19 protein-coding genes, 1 pseudogene and 1 riboswitch are annotated in these 20249 nt (G+C 42.7%); of the genes and pseudogenes, 4 read left to right on the top strand and 16 right to left on the bottom strand.

Annotation, left to right across the window (positions count from 1 at the left end; all coding sequences use genetic code 11):
* Window positions 1-74: 74 nt before the first annotated feature.
* The 6 genes from thiC to BMW61_RS20000 all read right to left on the bottom strand — a co-directional run bounded on the left by thiC (window position 75) and on the right by BMW61_RS20000 (window position 6209).
* Window positions 75-1379, bottom strand: coding sequence for a phosphomethylpyrimidine synthase ThiC (gene thiC, locus BMW61_RS19975; protein ID WP_091825537.1), 1305 nt, complete (start codon window positions 1377-1379; stop codon window positions 75-77).
* A gap of 503 nt (window positions 1380-1882) precedes the next feature.
* Window positions 1883-2767 (bottom strand): bifunctional hydroxymethylpyrimidine kinase/phosphomethylpyrimidine kinase, encoded by an 885-nt coding sequence (gene thiD / locus BMW61_RS19980; RefSeq protein ID WP_091825572.1) that lies wholly within the window; start codon window positions 2765-2767, stop codon window positions 1883-1885.
* Between the two features lie 52 nt (window positions 2768-2819).
* On the bottom strand, window positions 2820-3461 hold the full coding sequence (gene thiE / locus BMW61_RS19985; RefSeq protein ID WP_091825540.1) for a thiamine phosphate synthase: 642 nt from the start codon (window positions 3459-3461) through the stop codon (window positions 2820-2822).
* Window positions 3462-3524: 63 nt separating this feature from the next.
* Window positions 3525-4379, bottom strand: coding sequence for a hydroxyethylthiazole kinase (thiM, locus tag BMW61_RS19990; protein ID WP_091825543.1), 855 nt, complete (start codon window positions 4377-4379; stop codon window positions 3525-3527).
* Complete coding sequence (thiW, locus tag BMW61_RS19995) at window positions 4380-4940, bottom strand: energy coupling factor transporter S component ThiW (protein ID WP_091825546.1); 561 nt, start codon at window positions 4938-4940, stop codon at window positions 4380-4382. It abuts the gene before it with no gap.
* A gap of 127 nt (window positions 4941-5067) precedes the next feature.
* Window positions 5068-5172, bottom strand: a riboswitch (TPP riboswitch).
* A gap of 47 nt (window positions 5173-5219) precedes the next feature.
* On the bottom strand, window positions 5220-6209 hold the full coding sequence (locus BMW61_RS20000) for a nucleotidyltransferase family protein (RefSeq protein WP_022763415.1): 990 nt from the start codon (window positions 6207-6209) through the stop codon (window positions 5220-5222).
* A gap of 292 nt (window positions 6210-6501) precedes the next feature.
* On the opposite strand from BMW61_RS20000, the pseudogene BMW61_RS22980 reads away from it, so the two are divergent.
* From BMW61_RS22980 to BMW61_RS20010, 3 genes and pseudogenes are all read left to right on the top strand, one after another.
* Window positions 6502-6618 (top strand): annotated as a pseudogene (locus BMW61_RS22980) (BlaI/MecI/CopY family transcriptional regulator); the annotation flags it as partial.
* A gap of 99 nt (window positions 6619-6717) precedes the next feature.
* Window positions 6718-8550, top strand: a complete 1833-nt coding sequence (locus tag BMW61_RS20005; protein ID WP_091825549.1) for a M56 family metallopeptidase — start codon at window positions 6718-6720, stop codon at window positions 8548-8550.
* Complete coding sequence (locus tag BMW61_RS20010; protein ID WP_022763417.1) at window positions 8540-8884, top strand: hypothetical protein; 345 nt, start codon at window positions 8540-8542, stop codon at window positions 8882-8884. The genes BMW61_RS20005 and BMW61_RS20010 overlap by 11 nt, the downstream gene beginning before the upstream one ends.
* On the opposite strand, the gene BMW61_RS20015 is transcribed toward BMW61_RS20010, so the two are convergent.
* The 6 genes from BMW61_RS20015 to BMW61_RS20040 form a co-directional block, all read right to left on the bottom strand.
* Complete coding sequence (locus BMW61_RS20015; RefSeq protein WP_091825552.1) at window positions 8871-9134, bottom strand: AAA family ATPase; 264 nt, start codon at window positions 9132-9134, stop codon at window positions 8871-8873. The genes BMW61_RS20010 and BMW61_RS20015 overlap by 14 nt on opposite strands.
* Window positions 9135-9227: 93 nt before the next feature.
* Window positions 9228-10964, bottom strand: a complete 1737-nt coding sequence (locus tag BMW61_RS20020; RefSeq protein ID WP_091825555.1) for an ABC transporter ATP-binding protein — start codon at window positions 10962-10964, stop codon at window positions 9228-9230.
* Complete coding sequence (locus tag BMW61_RS20025; protein ID WP_044958759.1) at window positions 10957-12741, bottom strand: ABC transporter ATP-binding protein; 1785 nt, start codon at window positions 12739-12741, stop codon at window positions 10957-10959. Before BMW61_RS20025 ends, BMW61_RS20020 begins: the two co-directional genes overlap by 8 nt.
* Window positions 12742-12773: 32 nt before the next feature.
* The gene (locus tag BMW61_RS20030; RefSeq protein WP_022763421.1) at window positions 12774-13373 is read right to left on the bottom strand and encodes a TetR/AcrR family transcriptional regulator; all 600 of its coding nucleotides are present in this window, start codon (window positions 13371-13373) and stop codon (window positions 12774-12776) included.
* 297 nt (window positions 13374-13670) lie between these two features.
* The gene (locus BMW61_RS20035; RefSeq protein ID WP_091825558.1) at window positions 13671-14618 is read right to left on the bottom strand and encodes an L-lactate dehydrogenase; all 948 of its coding nucleotides are present in this window, start codon (window positions 14616-14618) and stop codon (window positions 13671-13673) included.
* A gap of 82 nt (window positions 14619-14700) precedes the next feature.
* On the bottom strand, window positions 14701-15414 hold the full coding sequence (locus tag BMW61_RS20040; RefSeq protein WP_091825560.1) for an ATP-binding protein: 714 nt from the start codon (window positions 15412-15414) through the stop codon (window positions 14701-14703).
* Window positions 15415-15518: 104 nt separating this feature from the next.
* On the opposite strand from BMW61_RS20040, the gene BMW61_RS20045 reads away from it, so the two are divergent.
* Window positions 15519-16178, top strand: a complete 660-nt coding sequence (locus BMW61_RS20045; protein ID WP_091825565.1) for a Crp/Fnr family transcriptional regulator — start codon at window positions 15519-15521, stop codon at window positions 16176-16178.
* On the opposite strand, the gene BMW61_RS20050 is transcribed toward BMW61_RS20045, so the two are convergent.
* From BMW61_RS20050 to BMW61_RS20065, 4 genes are all read right to left on the bottom strand, one after another.
* Window positions 16170-16958: a helix-turn-helix domain-containing protein gene (locus tag BMW61_RS20050; protein WP_175475309.1), complete on the bottom strand. Its 789-nt coding sequence runs from the start codon at window positions 16956-16958 to the stop codon at window positions 16170-16172. The genes BMW61_RS20045 and BMW61_RS20050 overlap by 9 nt on opposite strands.
* Before the next feature lie 30 nt (window positions 16959-16988).
* Window positions 16989-18146: an MFS transporter gene (locus BMW61_RS20055; RefSeq protein WP_022763425.1), complete on the bottom strand. Its 1158-nt coding sequence runs from the start codon at window positions 18144-18146 to the stop codon at window positions 16989-16991.
* Between the two features lie 181 nt (window positions 18147-18327).
* Window positions 18328-19188: a fumarylacetoacetate hydrolase family protein gene (locus tag BMW61_RS20060; RefSeq protein WP_091825570.1), complete on the bottom strand. Its 861-nt coding sequence runs from the start codon at window positions 19186-19188 to the stop codon at window positions 18328-18330.
* A gap of 11 nt (window positions 19189-19199) precedes the next feature.
* A complete protein-coding gene (locus BMW61_RS20065) occupies window positions 19200-19967 on the bottom strand; it encodes an alpha/beta fold hydrolase (RefSeq protein WP_242876848.1) in 768 nt (255 codons plus the stop codon).
* Window positions 19968-20249: the final 282 nt, after the last annotated feature.

A 20249-nucleotide genomic window follows, 5' to 3' on the forward strand; every position in this document is an offset into this window, starting at 1 on the left:
ATTTTAATCCATATCAGAAAAAATACAAGCCCTTTTCTCTCGGAATCATGATTGCTTTTTGTTGTGTAGATTACTTACAGAATATCTATATGTTCTCCTGCAAGTGCCTTATTCATGCTTCTAACTGCGCAGAATTTTCCGCACATGGAACAGGTATCATCAAATTCGGGAGCCCTGTCCTCTCGTATGGATTTTGCAGTTTCAGGGTCAATTGCGCACTCCCACTGGCCATCCCAATCGAACTCTTTTCGTGCGTCGGCCATCTTGTTATCAATATCCATGGCATGCGGTATTTTCTTAGCTATATCCGCTGCATGTGCTGCAATTCTTGAAGCAATTATTCCCTGCTTAACATCATCTACATTAGGAAGTGCAAGGTGCTCGGCGGGAGTTACGTAGCAGAGGAAAGCTGCACCTGCCGCGCCAGCGATAGCTCCGCCTATAGCTGAAGTTATGTGATCGTAACCGGGTGCGATGTCCGTAACAAGGGGGCCAAGAACGTAGAAAGGTGCTCCCATGCAGATAGTCTGCTGCATTTTCATATTGGCCTCTATCTGATCCATAGGCATGTGTCCGGGACCCTCGACCATGACCTGAACGTCCTTCTCCCACGCTCTTTTTGTAAGCTCTCCAAGTCTCACCAGTTCCTCAATCTGGCATACATCACTAGCATCCGCAAGGCATCCCGGTCTGCAGGCATCACCGAGGGATATTGTCACATCATACTCTCTGCAGATATCAAGGATTTCGTCGTAGTATTCATAAAAGGGATTCTCCTCTCCGGTCATGCTCATCCAGGCAAACACAAGCGAGCCGCCTCTTGATACTATGTTCATTTTTCTCTTGTGCTTCTTGATCTGGTCGATAGTCTTCCTTGTAATTCCGCAGTGGAGTGTCACAAAATCAACGCCATCTTCGGCATGAAGTCTTACTACATCGATGAAGTCCTTTGCAGTGAGTTCAGAAAGATCCCTCTGATAGTGGATGACGCTGTCGTAAACAGGCACAGTTCCCAGCATGACAGGGCACTCTTCCACAAGCTTCTTCCTGAAGGGCTGGGTATTCCCGTGTGAAGACAAATCCATAATGGCATCCGCTCCCATGTTGACCGCCGCCATCACTTTTTCCATCTCGATGTCGTAGTCCTTACAATCCCTTGATACTCCGAGATTCACGTTGATCTTGGTCTTCAGCATCGAGCCCACGCCCTTTGCATCAAGGCACTTGTGATTCTTGTTGGCGCAGATCGCAACATGTCCCTTTGCCACAAGTTCTCTGATTTCTTCAGGCGTTCTGTACTCGTCCTTTGCAACCTTCTCCATCTCGGGAGTGATGATCCCTTTTCTCGCTGCTTCCATCTGTGTTGTGTAATTTCTCATTTATGTCTTCTCCTTTTATTTGAGTTTCTTAGTAATTTATTTTCTTTGATGGTGTTGTTTTTCCATATTTGCGCCAATATATTGGGAATTCATTGATTATCTTGGTATTAGTTCATCTTGCTAGTGCCAAGATTTTTCTTTTTTCATTGCTATCTTGGTATGGGTCTGACTTACTTTTACCAATATTTCCTAGATTTATTGATTTTCTTGGTATTGTTTTATCTTACTTGCGCCAATATTTTTCGAATTTCTTTGCCTTCTTGGTATAATTCTGTTTCCCTTGCGCCTGTATTTAACGAATTTCTTCTTTTTCTTGGCATAGCTCTGTTTTTCCCATGCCAAGATTTCCCTGTTTCTTTATTTATCTTGGTACAGCTATGTTTTTTCTATACCAAGATTTCTTATATTTCTTTGTTTTCTTGGCTGTTGCCTTAATAGTCGTCATCTCAGCTACCAAAGAAGTCACTGCAATAGTCATCACAATAATTGCCGTAATAGTCAGCTCAACATTTGCCACAATAATGCCAGAGGGGACCGCGGCCGTGACCAAGGTCGAGATCAGCAGCTATGCACTTTTCCATGTACTCTTTGGCTGATCGTACTGCGGTTTCAAGGTCATACCCTTTAGCCAGGTTAGCGGCAATTGCACTTGATAGAGTGCAGCCTGTTCCATGAGTGTTGGGGTTGTCTATTCTTGTGCCGGAAATCCATCTGACATCATCGTCTATGTAAGCATTTTCATCAGTAGCTCTACCAGCATCTTCATCCTTGACTATATAAGCTTCCGCATCAGCATTTTCCAAATTTGTCATATACAGCAGATCTGCTGTCACTCCATTCGCTTCAAATGTACTGTGTCCGCCTTTTAATAACACGTTACACCCGCAAGCATCTCCAAGCGTCTTTGCGGCAACTTCCATATCCTGCTCGGAAGAAATCTCTATCCCGCACAGTATCTCTGCCTCCGGTATATTGGGTGTAACCAGAATGCTTCGTGAAAATAGTTCTTTCATCATGTATTCGGTAGCATCTTTTCTTGAAAGCTCAGTTCCGGAGGTTGAGCTAAGCACCGGATCAATAACCACATTTTTTAGGTCGTATTTATCAATAGCGAGCACCACCGCCTCCATTGCTTCTTTATTCGGAAGCATGCCTATCTTCACCGCGTCAGGCCTGATATCCTCAAGGACCGCCTCCAGTTGCTTGTAGATGAAGTCCTTCGGAACCGGCAGAACTCCGGTGATGCCCATAGTGTTTTGCGCTGTGAGTGCGGTTATCACACTCATTGCGAAAACACCCTTCGATTCAATAGTCTTGATGTCCGCCTGGATTCCGGCTCCCCCGGACGAATCACTTCCGGCAATTGTTATAACCGTCTTCTTTTTCATATTTTCAATAGCTCCAAACTGTTCCATATTCATTTTTGACGAGGCTGTTCCTTCAATGATTCAGTTCCTCAAAAGCTGCGACCAATTCTGCCGCTGCCTTTTCCGGATCTTCTGCCTTCATGATTGCAGACACAACACATATTCCTGCTATCGGAACACCTTTCAGAATCTGAATATTATCCTTATTGAGCCCGCCTATGGCATTTGCGGGTATTGGCACAGCTTCGCAGATACTTCGAAGCGTATCAACCGAGGTCAGAACCGTTTTCACTTTGGTTGTGGTAGGATAAATTGCTCCTACTCCAAGGTAATCGGCACCGCTTTCATAAGCTTCCTTCGCCTGCTGCACAGTCTTAGTCGTGGCACCGATTATCATCTTGCCTCCCACAATTCTTCTTGCGACGCTGACCGGCATGTCGCTCTGCCCAAGGTGCACACCCTCGGCTCCTATCGCCATCGCCACATCTATCCTGTCGTCCACAATCAGCGGCACCTTGTACCTTGCCGTAATCTCATGAACCTTACCCGCAAGCTCCATGTATTCGCGCGTACTTTTTTCCTTTTCCCTGATCTGGACAATCGTGGCGCCGCCCCGTATGGCTGCCTCCGTCTTTCGAAGAAACGTCTCCTCATCCATTCCGGTGCTGTCTGTCACCAGGTAGAGCTTCAGCTGCTCTCTGTCTATTCTTCCCATCTGTCTTGTACTATCCAATCCTATGACCGGACTAATCCTTTCTATGTTTTATGAAAAATAAATTCAGTTACATGAATGTTTTTCTTCAGCGCATCTAAGCAAACTTTTTACAGTTTCTTCATCGATCATTGAAATTGCATTTAAAAGTTCAACAAGAAAACTTCCGCTTCCAACCATGCTTTCAGATGCTTTGCCATTTGTAAACCTCTCCGTAACTGCTTCCGCTCTCTCATATGCAATTTCTCCGGCAATCCCGAAAAATCCGGCAGCGCGGGTGACAGCTTCTATGCTCGCATTCCTTGCCAGAAACACGCCGCATATAGCCCCTAGCATGCACCCGGTTCCCGTAATCACCCCCATCATCGGATTCCCATTACTTATAAAAAATGTACGACTTCCATCTGATACGATGTCCTTCTCTCCGCTGGCGAGAGCGATCACTCCCAGATTCAAAGCCAGCATTCTTACAATATCAGCTATCTCTGAAGCTCCCAGACTTTCGTCTGCATCAACGCCAACTCCTCTATAGGACTCATCAAAAATCGCCTTGATTTCAGAATAGTTCCCCTTTATTAAAAGGATCCCCTTTTCCCTCAAAGACAATTCCGGTTTCTGCGACCTCATCTTTAGAAGCCTCATCACAAAATCCCTGCGAAGCTTGGAGCAGGCTACGCCCACCGCATCTATCACAACCGGTATATTTTTCTCCAGAGCAGTCTCAAAAGATATCTCCATCGACTCCATTCTGGTGTCCGATATATTACCCAGATTAATTACAAGAGCAGAAGCGCTCTCAGTGATTTCCCTGACTTCCAACGGATGCTCAGCCATTATCGGCTTCGCGCCAAGTGCTAAAATTGCATTTGCGCATTGCATCATAGATATTGGATTTGTTATACAGTGAATTAGCTCAGACATTTATGACGCCTTTCTTTTTGTATTACTTTCGCTGTTTTCTTCAGTTGCCTCAACATCCTTAAGACTGTTCTGAATCCTTGAAAGCATACCCGTAGCCTTAAGTCTTAGAAGCAGCAAAAATGCGATGCTTCCCCCGATAAGGGTTCCGCAGATAAAGCTCGGAACGTAGAAAAACCAGGTCAGGCCCTCTTTCCCCCAGAGATAAGTCATAACAGGGTAGGATACGACAGAGCCGATAAGGCCCGTTCCGATGATCTCCCCGAGGACCGCTGCGAAGATTTTCCCTTTTGATAATTTGTAAAAAACTCCTGAAAGTGTTGCCCCGAAAACAGCTCCGGTCAGAGCAAGGGGCGGAATTCCCATAATCGCCATCCTGATGATGCCGATTAGAAGTGCACAAAGAAGCGCGTAAGCCGGTCCCATGAAGACCGCACAGGTTATGTTGATAAGATGCGCCATCGGGCACATTCCCTCAACTCTCAGAATCGGTGATATCACAACTCCGAGCGCCACAAACATGGCCAGCATAACCAGCCTCAACAAATAGTTACTTTTTTTCATACCTCATCTCCTATCCCAGACGGCTTGCAAAGAGACTCCCCACGGCATTCAACCACAAACCGGAAAACGGTGCCCATTTTTCCAACAAAAAAGGAAGCAACCGTTCAGATTGCTTCCGCATACGTTCTTCCCATAATATCAGGCATCCCTACGTTGGCATTATCCAAATCAGGTTCTCGGTCGAAGGTCACACCTTCCTCTCAGCCTGTACTACAAGCTCCCGTCTGTTTAATTTTTCCTATTTTTTATACACCAAAATTCATTTACGCGCAATAGTTTTTAATCAATAATATCATTCTGGAATCTTGAAAGATGCTCATAGGGCAAAATCAATCTCCCGCGATAGAGTCCGCATCCGTCATTCACAAGCTGATTGTTCACGGCGCCAAACATGTTAACATCAAGCTTGGAAAGGTCAAGCCCCTGCAAAAGCATCCCTCTCTCATATGCTTCGTCAAAATACGTACATTCTCCTGAAGGCACAGTATCCCTGCGGCTTCGCTCTTCATCCTGTCTCTTTTCATATCCCAGATGGTGCGCCGGACCTATCTCCGCATAGTCATCCATCTGCTTGGTTCGAATCTGTACCTCAAGATACGATCTGGATTGATTATCATAAAAAGTTATGTGAAGTGAACGATATCCGTATGGACTGGGGTTTTTAATGTAATCTCTATAGTACGGCCTAAGAGTTTCTGTGATCATATCAGAAGGATCCTTGCCAGGTATCCCGTATATCTCAGCAGAAAAGCCCATCTCCTCCAGAAATCCCGGCAGTTCATTTGCAATTTTATACAGATATTTCAGTTCTATCTCATCGCGGTTTTCCCCATCCTTCAAGTGGCATGCGGGCATGGAAATAACTATGCGGTATGCGATCAGATCCCTTATAGGCCCCATTTCCTGCTTCAGTTCCGTGACACTTGGAAAGGCATGATTTTTCCCATAATAATCATAGACATGCTCAACGATATTTCCATTGAACTTCTCCTCCGCCCTTATCAGGGACTTGATTCTCCCCTTAAAGGCGAAAGCAAGAAACGGATATTCATTGGACATGTATTTATAGAACTCTCTCAGACGCTGTGACTGCGAAGTCAGGAAATCATTGTGTTCCAGGAGCTCCGTCAACTGAAGAAGAAAATTGCAATGAATTATATCAACTCCATTCTTGGTTTTCATTGCATCCTCTTTAAGATCGTTGTGATATCTCTGCAAAATCTTTAAAACCGTATCCCCCGAATACAGATAATCATTTAATGTGACCATCCTTCATCCCCCTTTCTCCTAAGGCAAAAAGAAAAGACAAAGACCGCCAATCTTTTGAAAAGCGTCTTTGCCTCTACTCATATATATTAGCATAATTTGAGGTTGGGTGTTAGCCCGACAAAATCAGTTCTGTATTATCCCCCGATAAAATAAAGCAATTTTAGCGTGTGATTACCTTGATTCCTGACTTTCTCTAGATTTCAAGGTAATAGAGAATAAAGGTTGACAACTTGGTCTATTCAGAGTAAACTCAGAATATGAAGTCTACACAGAATAGACCAAGGAGTTTGTAGAGGAAACATTTGGGGGATCCTTACCTGCTTTTCTTGCAGCTTTCACTTCTCGTCAGAAGCTCTCAAAAAAGGAGCTTGATGTGATTAGGGAAATCATTGATAAGGCGAAGGATTAAATGCTTGCTTTTGTTGGGATATGGTGCAGGAAAATAAATGAATTACAGAAATAGGTGCTTTCACAGTACCTGGATTACTTGAAAATTGGAGGGAAATGTATGGGGACAGTTTTTATTAAAATTCTTGAGATGAGCATAACAGCCTCATTTCTCATGATAGCAGTTATTCTTTTGAGGTTTCCTTTAAAGAAGGCACCTAAGTGGTTTATGGGTGTGCTTTGGGCTATTGTAGCATTAAAGCTCATCATGCCTTTTCAGGTTGAATCACAGTTTGGGATTTTCCCGGATGTGAATGGGGCAGTAGAATCTCTTTTGCTTGGAGATAACAAAGATGAAGAAGTGCCTGAGGTTACTTATCGTGACTACACTCCGGCTTCTGAAGTGGGAGCTGCGTCTATAGGTGGCGATAATATGATAGTGCCTTCTGATGCAGAGTATGACTATCTGCCAAATGAACAGATCATAGCCACCAGCGCAAATAGTGGAGCGCTGGAGGTTTTGTCTGTAAGAAGTGAAATTCTTGCATGGCTTTGGATGGTATGGATTATCGGCGTTTTTGCAGTGGCTTTATATGCAGTTGTGAGCTTTATTTCAATTAAAAAAGATATAAATGTTTCTATTAAACTTGGTAAGAACAATGAGTGTGGGGATGGTGCAAAAGCAGCAGGGAAAGCACATGATGATGTTTTCGTGTGTGATGCTATAGATACTCCCTTTATTCTTGGATTTATAAAGCCTGCAATTTATCTGCCTTCAGGTCTTGATGAGGAGACTGTCGGTAATGTGCTTTTACATGAGAGAGCGCATATTGCAAGGTATGACCACATTAGAAAGCTTATAGGCTTTATTCTTCTTGGAATTCACTGGTTTAACCCTCTTGTGTGGATTTCCTTTACACTGTTTTGTAAGGACATTGAACTTGCCTGCGACGAGCGCGTGATAAAGAATATGTCACTTGAAGAGAAGAAGACCTATGCTACATCACTCTTAAATTGCAGTACACATAGGAGATATGCCCTCACATATTCACTTGCTTTTGGAGAGGTGGGAGTAAAAACAAGAATTAAACAGATATTCAATTATAGAAAGCCTTCCTTCTGGCTTATCACAATGTTGATCGCGGTAAGCGTTGCTCTCTATGGATGCTTCTTTACAAGTGCTTCTGGTGGAAATGAAAAGAGTGATGATTACTCTGAAAGAGCGGCGTATGATGAACTGCTTTCTAACTGGATTAATGACTTCGAAGACAGGAATGCGGATGCAATTGTTTCTTATTCAAATGAGAAGGCAATGCAGAATCTGATGGACGAGGAGCTTTTGTTTTTTGATGCGGATGGATCCATATCCTTTGGATATTCAAGCCCATGGCCCAGTATGTTTGGAAGTGAGGAAATTCCCAATAAAACAATAATCGTTACAGATGATTATAATAAGGCAGAGGTGCACTACTATGCTGCAGATTCAGAGCCTCACGTATATGTATGGCAGGAGACTTTGGAATTTGCCAAGGACAGAGAAGGTGTAGTAATGGTGGACTCCGAGGAGATGAACTTCTGCGAAAATATCGAATCAGTAAAGGATTTTAACAAAGCTTATTGCGAGCATCCTGAGGATTTCAATGCTGTTAATTACACTAAGAACGGCCTTGGTGAAATCCTTAACGGAATCGCAAAGCAGGATACAAACGGATACTACAGTAAGTTGTTTGATCCCAGTGCTTCTGCAAGATATCTTCTCAACCTTTCAGATGATGAAACAAAAGTTAAGATTGAGATTCAAGAGGAGACAGAACAAGGAGTTGTCATCAATCTGCTTTTCCCTGATGGTGCTTTCTATGAAAGCTACGTCATGGTTCAACCTTGGGGCAGTGATGGCATCTATGTTCCTGTAATTACCGGTGGTTATGATTTAGGAGAGGAAGATGAATTCTAAATACCATAACATTTCAAGGATCCTTGTACTGATACCAATCATTGTATTCGTAGTTACCATCATATGTTGGGTACTTGCCAGTATGCTGGAGGCTCCCACTCACAGGGGCACAATATATTCAATATTTGCAATGGTCGGTCTCATAGGCATATTTCTGGCACCACTACCATGCTTGATTATTTCTGTTTTAGGTACAATCTTTGCTGTAAAGTCAGTAAAAGACGGAAGCAAACCCTCCAGAAAATATCTTTTCCTTGGAATCCTTGAAATCCTTGCTAATATCTGGGGAGGGCTCGTAGCAGTAGTTTTATTCATTGGTTCTATGAGTGTTTAAACTGTGATTTTTCCAATTTCACAGCCTTCCCATTTTTTATACAAAGCACATAATCGTAGCATAGCTCTATCAGTTCCGGATCATGGGTTGAGACAAGGACTGTTCGTCCGGAATCAGCAAGCTTCCTCAAAAGCTCAGAGACTTTCACCATATGAGAATAGTCCAGTCCCGATGTCGGTTCGTCAAACAAGAGAAGCTTTGCATCTGCCGCTATTGCTGAAGCTATGGCAACTCGCTGTTTCTGTCCCATTTTTCCCTATAACACCTATCACTGCGCCTTTTGGCACGCTAAGCTCAGGGATATTTAAACTGAGAATATCCCCGTCCGCCTCATTTTTTTATATCAAGCTATCTTCCAGCTGACCGCCTGCTTCCTTCCGCTGACAAAATTCTTGTAAATTCCTTCCTGTTCCATAAGCTCATCGTGCTTACCCTGCTGAACAATTTTCCCCTTATCGATGACAATTATCTGATCCGCATTTCTAACTGTCTTAAGTCTGTGAGCAATCATGATAATGGTCTTTTCTTTTGTCAGATTCTCAATCGCCAAAGTGAGTTCCTTCTCATTCTCGGGATCCACATTTGCTGTAGCCTCATCGAGGATGATTATCGGTGCATCCTTCATGATCGCGCGGGCAATTGCAATTCTCTGCTTCTCACCACCGGAAAGAGTTGCACCGCCTTCTCCAACAACTGTCTCATAGCCATCGGGAAGTCCCATGATAAACTCGTGGCAGCATGCTTTCTTAGCAGCGGCTATAACATCTTCCATCGATGCTTCAGGTCGTCCAAAGCGAATGTTGTTGGCAATTGTGTCTTCAAAGAGATATACCCTCTGGAATACAAAGCTGAAGTTCTCCATCAGTGAGTCAAAACTGTAATCTCTTACGTCTCTTCCTCCAAGGGTCACTTTTCCTGACTTTACATCCCAGAATCTTGCGATAAGAGAAGTTATCGTTGTCTTTCCTCCGCCGGAAGGACCGACAATCGCTGTAGTGGTATTCTCTTTAATATCCAGAGTTACATCATCAATGATTGTTCTGTTTTCATAGGCAAAGCTCACATGCTCAAGATGAATGTCTTTGTTTGCCGGGCGAATATCTTCGCCATTTATATCCATCTGCTCGATAGACATGATCTCATCTACAAGATCAACTCCCCTGCCGATGATTTTCAAAAGTGCTGTATATATTCCCGCCAAATCCAGAGCTTCAAATACCATAAATGAGCACAAAAGCATTGTTATGGTATAGGTGAGCTCCATGGTACCTGTCAAATAAAAGTAAACAGAAGCCCCTGCTATTACAACGCCGATGAGCTTGCATATCAGCATCTGAACCCCGACTGCCGGTATTGCTGCAGTTTCTGCGCCGATATCGGCTTTAGTCTTCCTCTCAATAGCTTTGGATAATCTGGTACTGTTCTGGGAAATGATGTTGTAATTTCGTATCTCGGCAATTCCCTGAATAAACTCCAAAACCACGCCAACCATGTCCTTATCGGACTCAAGCTTCTCGCCTGCAACTCTGGCAACACTATAGTTTGTGTACTTGTTGAACAGGAAGAAAATAAGTATTCCGATTACAGAGATAATGCCTATTCTCACATCAAAAATGAACATTCCGATCCCGATTACAACAGTTGTAATGCTTCCCTGAAGGACCATCATTATCGCACGTGTTGCAATATCGCCTGTCTGTTCAAGTGTATTCGTTGTTACGGAAGTGATGTGTCCGAGACTTGTATCATTAAAGTATCCCATTGGAAGGTATCTCAGATGCTCACCAATCTCGATTCTTTTTCCTGCACAGGTATCATATCCGCCTTCAGTCTGAAGCATTTGCGAAAACCTGTTTACAATCATTTTTCCGATTGTGCTGACAAGCATAAATCCCATGACAATAACAAAAGTGTTTACGTTAATGTCCTTATTTACCACTGCATTTATAGCAAAAAATGCAGCAGGTATTTTCATTGCTCCCAAAAGTGCATCAAACACACCCAGAATTGCCGATTTATAAAACTTTGCCCTATTCTCCGGACTGCAAAAGGCAAAAAACTTCCTAAGCATCTCAAGCATTAGCTGCCTCCTTTCTGGCTTCCGCCAAGTCCTCAGATTCCATGGCATCATCCTTGGCAATAGTATGTGCTTCCCACATCTTCCTGTAGAGAATGCAATTTGAAAGAAGTTCACAATGATTTCCGGATGCTTCAATCCGGCCGTCATTTATTACAAAAATCTTATCCGCATCTTTTATCGTTGAAAGTCTGTGTGCGATGACAATCAAAGTCTTACCCTGCACGAGTTTTGCAACGCTTTGCTGAACCAGTGCTTCGTTTTCAGGATCTGTATAGGCTGTAGCTTCATCAAGAATAACCACCGGTGCATTTTTCAGCATCGCTCTTGCTATGCATATTCGCTGTCTCTCACCGCCTGATAAGTGTCCGCCTGCACTGCCAACAACAGTGTCATAGCCATTTTCAAGACCTAGAATAAAATCGTGACAGCCCGAAGCTTTAGCTGCATTTATAACCTCTTCATCTGTGGCGCCTTCCTTACCCAGTCTGATGTTTTCCATAATGCTCATGTCAAAAAGATAGTTATCCTGTGCGACATAAGCTATCTGACTTGTATAGTAATCAAGCGGAAGCTCCTTTATATCTACGCCGCCATAGGTTATTGTGCCTTCATCCACATCCCAAAGTGAATCGATAAGTCTAGCTATAGTGCTCTTTCCCGAACCGGATGGTCCTACAAAGGCATTAACCTCTCCCTGCTTTATCTCCATATCGATTCCATGAAGTATCTCTTTATCCTTATATGAGAACTTCACCCCTTTTATTTCGATATCCGAACCATTAGGAGCCTTAGTAAGGACAGAAGGTCTTACCATATCCTTTCTTTCTAAGATCTCTGTAGCTTCACCAAAAATAGTCTGCATTTTCATAATGTCATCCATATATGAAAAAGCTACCATAAGCGGTGTTATGAGACCGGCGGATAATATTACACAGGTGATGAAGTTTTCAGGTGAAAGGCTTCCTTTCCATACAAGAAACAACCCAACAGGAAGAACCCCAAGGAATGTCGCAGGCATAAAAGTAGTAGTTCCTGCCTGCCACCAGATACATTTCCTCATCCAGTTAATGAAGCAGTCTGCGCCATCTCTTGCTGCAACCACGAATTTCTCGTATGAACTGCCTGTTTTTCCAAAGGCTTTAATAACCTCAATGCCATTGATATACTCAACAGCTGTATCATTCAGGTATTTGGTCTTTTGAACCGTAACTTCGAACTCACCCTGACTCTTAGCCATCATGACAGCCGCAAATCCAACACCTATAATCGCAGGAATGAGATTGGATAAACCAACTCTCCAGTCGAGGGTTAAAAGATATACAAACATAACTATGGGTAAAAGAATATTCGAAGTGAACTCGGGAATAATATGAGCAAGTGTAGTCTCCATCGCATCTACACGCTCAACAATGATGTTCTTATAGCTTCCGCTGTTATCATCCAGAACCGATCCAAGCGGAATTGTAGAGAGCTTTTTGCAAAGCTGTTTTCTGATGCCACCAAGAACGTTGAAGGTGGCCACATGAGATAGAGTTGTGGATACCGAGTGAAATGTCACTCTCAGCACCCAACAGAGTCCCATAAAGAGAGTTGCTTTCATATAATAGCTTAAGTCCCTGTTACCCGACAAAAGCTTCCCCACCATATCCGCAATAATAAGATACGGAACAAAGGATGCTGCAACACCAAGGATAGCGAGTATCACGCTTCCAAGGTAAAAACTCCTTTTCCTCCCGGCAAACTCTAAGACCCAGGAGAATGTACTTCTTTTTTTCATAAGCCCTCCTTTTTGCTGCATTTTTATGCGCCTTAAAAACCAAGAAATTTTCTCCATCCCTCTTTGAAGAAAGACGCTATAGTTTCGGCATAGTGCATTGCCTCATCATAAGTAAAATCATGGTCAACCATCTCAAGCATTGCTGAATACTGCGCACTCAAAAGCAGATGCATTTCCTTTCCGTCAACCTGATTAATATGCACTCCTCTCTCTTCAAGTTCCTTCATGAACGAAAGCGTAGCCACCTGAATCTTTGTAACTACCTCATGCATATAATTCTCGTATTTTGTTCCTTTACTCCTGCAGAAAAGAAGCTTTTGGGCGTCGAAGTCTTTGTAGATCATATCCACGATAAACCTTGACTGCTCAGTATCCTGCCACATGGCATCGAGTCCATGTTCCCTTGCAGTACCGGTCTGCCTTATCTCTTCGGTTTTGCACATCGCATCCCAGGCGCTTACCGCAGGTTCAACAATCGCATCAAATATTTCTTCCTTGTTAGCGTAGTGCCGATATAAGGCGGTTGCGGTTATTCCCACTTTTGATGCAATTTTCCTCATGGAGGCTTCTTGAAAACCCATTTCCATGAACTCTGCTTTTGCAATAGTAATGATTTCTGATTTTGTATCCATATTTTCCTTAATGATGTTAACGCTGTTAACCGGTTAGTCACAGCTAACATTCTATTCGCAATTCTTGCAGCAGTCAACGATATTACGGGATTTTGAAATGATAAGATTTCTCAATAAATAAAGAGGGTGTTCTTTTCTGAACACCCCCAAAATAGTAAATTGTTAATGGTTTACGCAATACTCCAACCGGCACTGTCGCTCTGAAGCTGAGCCATACGCTGTCTCTCTCCACCGGAAAGCTTAGCTCCGTTTTCGCCGATTGGTGTGTCATATTATCGTCGATATCATAGATCGTACTCAAAGCGATTCGTTAATAACAGCTTTCAGCGTCTCAGAGGATTTCCCCAGTGCCTCTTTTTCCTGATCACTGAGCCTTATGGGCACAGCGCCTTCAACTCCGCTTCTTCCGACAATGGCAGGCATACTAAGAGCGACACCATCGATCCCGTTCTCTCCATGCTGAATGCTGGAAATTGGAAGAATAGATTTCTCATCACGGATGATAGCTTCGCAGATACGCCTTACACTCATGGCAATTCCGTAATATGTAGCGCCTTTCTTTTCGATAATCTCATAAGCGCTGTTCTTTACATTCTCTGCGATCTCTTTCATGGCCTTTTCATGCTCAAAGTGCCCTCTCATCTCACAGAAATCATGAATAGGAATTCCTGAAACATTAGCACTGCTCCATGCTGCAATCTCACTATCTCCATGCTCGCCTATGATAAATGCATGTACTGAACGACTGTCTACACTCAAATGCTCTCCAAGAAGATATTTGAACCTGGCAGTATCAAGAACTGTTCCCGAACCAAAGACTCTGTTCTCAGGGAAGCCGCTCAGCTTGGCAGCGGCATATGTAAGAATATCAACAGGGTTCGCCACAATAAGGAGAATTCCGTCTTTATTGTATTTAGCTATCTCAGGTATAATAGCCTTAAAGATGCCAACATTCTTTTTCACAAGATCAAGCCTGGTCTCACCGGGCTTCTGTCCGGCTCCGGCAGTTACAACCACAACTGCAGCATCTCCGGCATCCTTATAATCTCCTGCATATATCTGCATTGGTTTTGCAAAAGGAAGTCCATGACTGATATCAAGGGCCTCTCCCTCGGCCTTCTCTCTATTCACATCGATCAGCACCATCTCTGAAAAGAGCCCACTCTCCATAAGGGCAAATGCCGATGCTGAACCGACAAATCCACAACCTACAACCGCTACTTTTCTTTCGTTTAATGCTGCCATCATGTACCTCCTTATTTTTCACTGCTTTCAGTATATACTCGCTCCTGTCATAAGCCCACGGATTTTCTGCTTGTTGGGAAATTTAATCAATTACCTCTCCGTTACGAGATATTGTCACAACCTGCCAGGGGAGGAACTTTCCACTGTTTCTTATAGCATTCTCTGCAGCTCTCTGGAGCCCGCCACAGCAGGGTACTTCCATCCTTACGATAGTCACACCGGTAATATCGTTGTTTGAAATTATCTCTGTTAGCTTTTCTGTGTAATCGCCTTCGTCAAGCTTGGGACATCCAATCATTGTAACCTTACCCTTCATGAATTCCTCATGCATATTTGCATAAGCATATGCTGTGCAGTCAGCTGCAATAAGGAGTTTTGCACCATTATAAAAATCAGCCTGCGTCGGCAGGAGTTTAATCTGACAAGGCCACTGCAGCAATCTTGAAGGATGTGCGCTCATCCCTGAGATCAAATCCTTTCCGGGATTACTGTTCTCCTGCGCGCTGCTCTTAAGCGTCATAAATCTTGAGCCGGGACAACCATGTCCTTCCAATCCTTTCTTCTCCTGTGCTGCCTTTACTGCTGCCTCATCATAAGCAGGGGCCTCCCTCTCTTCAAAAGAGATTGCTCCCATTGGACATCCCGGCAGACAGTCTCCAAAGCCATCGCAGAAATTCTCTCTTACAAGCTTTGCCTTTCCGTTTACAATATCAATGGCACCTTCGTGGCATGCATTAGCGCAGATGCCACAGCCGTTACATTTTTCTTCATCAATCTTAATTATCTTTCTTACCATCGTTAAACCTCTCTGTTTCATACTTATTTCTTGTTCCGATGGTGTCAGTATAATATACTGTTCATAACAAGTATGTTGTTTGAGCCACATTTGAGGTGATTTTTATGAACTATGAAGGAATAGAAAAAAGCAGACTTTTTCTGGGCATGACGGCAAAAGAGCTGTCTTCATGCCTTGCTTCTCTTGACGCAAGAGAAAAGAAATACAGAAAAGACGATGTGATTCTCCACGCAGGAGAGCGCACCTTAAAGATAGGCATGGTACTCTCTGGCAGTGTAACTATCGAAAGTAATGACGTCTGGGGTAACTGCACTGTCTTAAGCCATGTTGGGCAAAATCAGTACTTTGCTGAAACCTATGCTCTTCTTGGCGAGGTCCTCCTGGTTGATGTCAGAGCAAATGAGGACTGCAGAATTCTCTTTTGCAATATCAAGAATCTACTTAACGATAATAAAAAGAGCTCTCCCTGGAAGGAAAAGCTCCTTAAAAATATCCTTATTATCTCATCTCAGAAAAACCTTGTCCTCTCCGGACGCAGCTTTCATACTTCTCCGAAAAGCTGCCGCGGACGTCTCCTGTCATACCTTAACGCAACCTCGCTCCAGACCGGCACCAGAGAGTTTGACATTCCCTTCAACAGGCAACAGCTGGCCGATTACCTGAACCTTGAACGAACCAACATGTCAAAAGAACTATCTCACATGAAGGACGAAGGAATTATAGAATATAGGAAGAGTCATTTCAAACTTCTTGAGTCACCTTAATTCAGAAAAATGTTTTTGGAAATGTTCTCTTCTATATTCCTTTGGTGACATCCCTTCCTCTTTTGTAAAAAGAGTGGAAAAATGACTCTCATTGGCAAATCCCAGATACTCAGCAATATCCGTACATGAATACTCATTAAATGTCAGCAGATGTTTTGCTGCATTTAACTTCCTTGACCTGATGTATTCGGATACCGATACTCCGACTTCACGCTTAAAAACTGTTGATAGCCATGAAGCATTCATCTCCACCTCATCCGCGAGATCCTGAACCGTTATACGATCATGAAGATGATTATCGATGTAATTCATACATGCTATGACCTTCGGGGAAAGCTGCACACTTTTTGCCTTGAGTGCATGCATCCTCCTGGTATAATCGAGCATCATCTCCTCATAAACCTCTGTCACCTCATCAACAGTCTGGCATTTATCCATTTTCAGAATATAAAGATCAGATAATCCATATGATTCATCTGCCGGCATTCCTGCCTCTATACAGAACCTGCAGCAACTTGTAATGCTTGACACAAAAAGGTATTTTCTCTGCAACACCGGAGATTCTGACAGTTTGGGGAAACCTCTGCTTCGATGCTTTATCAGATTCTTTTTTACAGTTTTTATATCGCCATCTCTGACCGGTCTGAAATCCTCCATTTCCTCATTAAGCGAAGGATGTACCACCCTGTTTTCCCTATTTTCAAATAAATACTGTGAAAGGGAACTATCCATTTTACTGAATACATTTTCATTCTGAAGCTTATCTTCATTTCTTCCCATATAAGACCTCATTTGCACCTGCAATCAGGCTCACCTCAACTTCCTATATGCCGTCTCAAGCATTCCTATATTCAATGCTGCAAACAAAAGCAGGTAAAAAGGCATGATCCATATGCCCATGAGCTGCTGCAGATGGCCGAATACCATAGGCATAAAAGTACTTCCAACGTACGCAGAAGCCATCTGAAGGCCTATTGCCGCTGCGCTGTATCTTTTTCCGAAGTTCGTCGGTGCCATGTGCTGGATAGCAGGATAAACCGGTCCCATTCCTGTTCCGATAACTACGAAACCGACAGCTGCAATCAAATACCCCGATGTCGGCATAAGGACTAGTAATATTCCGATAAGTTCTACTATTATCCCAATTCTTATAAGAAGCCTGTCTCCCAGCTTATTTGAAATAAAGCCTGATATAAGCCTTCCAAGCATAAGCCCACCAAAAATCAACGATCCAAAAGATGCTACCAGCTCCTTTGATAGTCCTGCTCTTGTTCCTGCAAAATAGCTTGGTGTCCAAAGAAAACATGTTGCCTCGCCTGAGCAATATGCAAAGAACGCAATCAATGTCAGAACCACTCCCGGAACTGTTAATGTTTCTCTTATCCCGGCACTGTTTTTGATTTCTTCTTCGTCACTTTCGGACTCATTCTTTTTCCAGAGAGGCAGGGACAAAATACATACAAGAAGTATTCCAATCTGAACAAAAGCAGTCCATCTGTATCCCTCATTCCATCTGGCATATTTAAGTGCAAGCGCCATGATGGAAGGGCTGATAACCGCTCCCACTCCATAGAAGCAATGAAGGAAATTCATCACCGATCCGGAAAAATTATTAGCAACATAATGATTTACAGAAGCGTCTATTGCGCCTGCACCAAGGCCATAGGGGATTGCAAACAAAAACAGCATATAGTAATGCCTTGAAACCGAAAATCCCAAAAGTCCAAAAACTGTCAGCAATATAGAAAAAATCACAATCCACTTCGTATGAAATCTCTTTATAATCTTGGGACTAAAAAGTGCTGAAATAATAGTCATAAAGGATATCGTCATCGACACATATCCCGCATATGACGAGGGAACACCAAATGCTCCCTGCATTACAGGCCATCCGGAACCCAAGAGCGAATCCGGAAGCCCGAGGCTTATGAAAATTAGGTAAATTACTGCCAGTAAAAGTGATGCCATATAATTAATACTCCAAATCTGTTATCTCAATATTTTATATGCTCAAAATCCTGATTTTCTCTGAGCTTTGCCTCTTCCTCGAGGTCATCTTTTTCTATCTTTCTGTCTCTATAGTAGTACTCGTAGTCCTTATCGTCTATCTCACGAAGAACCTTGCATGGTCAAACATAAAACCCTTTTTTCAGAGCTTATCTACTTTACTTACTAACTCCCCTATTTTTTCAATGCAGCATTTTACTATATCTCCCTGCTGCAAAAACTTAGGAGGATTGAATCCCATCCCAACTCCGCCGGGAGTTCCTGTTGCAATGACAGTTCCTGCTTTTAGCGTCATTCCCTGGGACAATTCTGAAATTGCTTCTTCCACTGTCGTGATCATACATGCCGTATTACTGCTCTGTCTTTTTTCATCATTAACAAAGCATTCAATACTAAGATTATGGGCATCGCCAATTTCATCTGCAGTAACAATGCAAGGTCCCATTGGCGTGTAACCATCAAGGCTTTTTCCTCTATACCACTGTTGATGCTTTAGCTGTATATTTCTGGCACTTACATCATTGATTATGGTATAACCAAAAATGTAATCAGCCGCCTCTTCTGTTGATATTTGAAAAGCATCTATTTTCAGAATAACTCCAAGCTCTACTTCATAGTCCAGACTATCTACAAAATCATAGACAGGAATAGTTCCATCGGGATCATTACATCTGTTAACACGCTTAGAAAAATAAACCGAATCCTGTTTCTTTGTAAAATCCACTACATCCGCAGTTTCATCAATATGTTCCTTATAATTTACCCCAAGGCATATGATATCCTGCTGTGGAACAGGAATAGGTGCCAAAACCCTATAATTTTCTAATTCTCTACCGATGCTGATATTTTTATCAATCTCTCCTCTAAGCTTATCAAATCTCTTAATAAGCTCATTGATATCTGAAATCTTAATCCCCATGGAATCAAGTGTAACAAGCTTTTTATCCTTGTTTTCTACCGCTACGTATTCGTTACTATTTACTTCAACTGTATATAATCTCATTGCTGTCTCCCTTAAACTGTCATTTCCATAAATTCATCTATTGTCTTAAGCACAGGCTCTGCGTATTCTTTACCGCCAAACAGCCACTGTTCATGCTGCATGTTGAATTCCCTGATATCCGGATTATGGAAATACTTCTTATAACGTTTTAAGTACTTCTCCCCCATCTTATTTGCATAGATAAAATGAGCTCTTGTATGCTCTACATTGATATCATCCTCAAGATGTGTCAGGAGGTCAGTGTAATACTCATTCTTAATGGACTCGGGATTGAACTTGGAAAAGCAGTTCATGAATTTCTCGGCATTTTCATCATCCATTTCGAATATCTTCTTTAGCTTTTCTTTTGATTTATATCGTTTCTTCTCACTGCCTGTAAAGCTGGTAAGAAGAGGTACAACAAACATCGACTGAAGTTTCGCTGATACCTTACCGCTCTGATCGAGATCGGGGCTGCCAAAAATTGCATGGTCTATATGCACGTTCTTTCGCATCACAAGCTGACCCACAAAACTGGAACCAAGAGAAGATCCAATAGCTCCATCAAGCCTGCCATTATGTTTCTCAATGATATATTTCTCAATTTTCTCAGTCACTGTTATCATATCAGGAAAGATATCATCACTTCCATCAAAACCATCATAATTCACACATATAAGATGATACTTTTCAGATAAGCTATCGATTACCGTTCCAAAGTTTGTCTGCCAATCGCAGCATGTTCCAGGCAGTAACATTAATGTCTTTCCTGACATATTCCCCATCTCTTCAAATTGCATTTATCTCTCCTCCTAATCGATTTCTCAAAATAATGAACATATCCAGGCTGCAAACGCTGATGTTGCCGGGAAGATGAACTACCTCCACCGACTCTGCGTCGGAAGAGGTTTCTGTTATACCGCAGAGCGGCATGAACCTTTGGGATGTTTAGTGCATCCCAAAGAACAGGGCATGTCCACTATACCTCTATCCCATTGGGTTACCTTTGGGAATACTTTTCTTAAGATATTTGCAGCTCCGTTTATGTCTGCATTTGTTATTGTTCCATCGTAGTGCCTGTA

It is taken from the genome of Butyrivibrio sp. ob235 (genome assembly GCF_900109475.1).
Classification (GTDB): Bacteria; Bacillota; Clostridia; order Lachnospirales; family Lachnospiraceae; genus Butyrivibrio.

What these genes read in the sequence shown, in the direction of transcription:
- thiC (WP_091825537.1), bottom strand. Translation starts at nt 1,379, where the DNA reads ATGAGAAATTACACAACACAGATGGAAGCAGCGAGAAAAGGGATCATC.
- thiD (WP_091825572.1), bottom strand. Translation starts at nt 2,767, where the DNA reads ATGAAAAAGAAGACGGTTATAACAATTGCCGGAAGTGATTCGTCCGGG.
- thiE (WP_091825540.1), bottom strand. Translation starts at nt 3,461, where the DNA reads ATGGGAAGAATAGACAGAGAGCAGCTGAAGCTCTACCTGGTGACAGAC.
- thiM (WP_091825543.1), bottom strand. Translation starts at nt 4,379, where the DNA reads ATGTCTGAGCTAATTCACTGTATAACAAATCCAATATCTATGATGCAA.
- thiW (WP_091825546.1), bottom strand. Translation starts at nt 4,940, where the DNA reads ATGAAAAAAAGTAACTATTTGTTGAGGCTGGTTATGCTGGCCATGTTT.
- BMW61_RS20000 (WP_022763415.1), bottom strand. Translation starts at nt 6,209, where the DNA reads ATGGTCACATTAAATGATTATCTGTATTCGGGGGATACGGTTTTAAAG.
- BMW61_RS20005 (WP_091825549.1), top strand. Translation starts at nt 6,718, where the DNA reads ATGGGGACAGTTTTTATTAAAATTCTTGAGATGAGCATAACAGCCTCA.
- BMW61_RS20010 (WP_022763417.1), top strand. Translation starts at nt 8,540, where the DNA reads ATGAATTCTAAATACCATAACATTTCAAGGATCCTTGTACTGATACCA.
- BMW61_RS20015 (WP_091825552.1), bottom strand. Translation starts at nt 9,134, where the DNA reads ATGGGACAGAAACAGCGAGTTGCCATAGCTTCAGCAATAGCGGCAGAT.
- BMW61_RS20020 (WP_091825555.1), bottom strand. Translation starts at nt 10,964, where the DNA reads ATGCTTGAGATGCTTAGGAAGTTTTTTGCCTTTTGCAGTCCGGAGAAT.
- BMW61_RS20025 (WP_044958759.1), bottom strand. Translation starts at nt 12,741, where the DNA reads ATGAAAAAAAGAAGTACATTCTCCTGGGTCTTAGAGTTTGCCGGGAGG.
- BMW61_RS20030 (WP_022763421.1), bottom strand. Translation starts at nt 13,373, where the DNA reads ATGGATACAAAATCAGAAATCATTACTATTGCAAAAGCAGAGTTCATG.
- BMW61_RS20035 (WP_091825558.1), bottom strand. Translation starts at nt 14,618, where the DNA reads ATGGCAGCATTAAACGAAAGAAAAGTAGCGGTTGTAGGTTGTGGATTT.
- BMW61_RS20040 (WP_091825560.1), bottom strand. Translation starts at nt 15,414, where the DNA reads ATGGTAAGAAAGATAATTAAGATTGATGAAGAAAAATGTAACGGCTGT.
- BMW61_RS20045 (WP_091825565.1), top strand. Translation starts at nt 15,519, where the DNA reads ATGAACTATGAAGGAATAGAAAAAAGCAGACTTTTTCTGGGCATGACG.
- BMW61_RS20050 (WP_175475309.1), bottom strand. Translation starts at nt 16,958, where the DNA reads ATGGGAAGAAATGAAGATAAGCTTCAGAATGAAAATGTATTCAGTAAA.
- BMW61_RS20055 (WP_022763425.1), bottom strand. Translation starts at nt 18,146, where the DNA reads ATGGCATCACTTTTACTGGCAGTAATTTACCTAATTTTCATAAGCCTC.
- BMW61_RS20060 (WP_091825570.1), bottom strand. Translation starts at nt 19,188, where the DNA reads ATGAGATTATATACAGTTGAAGTAAATAGTAACGAATACGTAGCGGTA.
- BMW61_RS20065 (WP_242876848.1), bottom strand. Translation starts at nt 19,967, where the DNA reads ATGCAATTTGAAGAGATGGGGAATATGTCAGGAAAGACATTAATGTTA.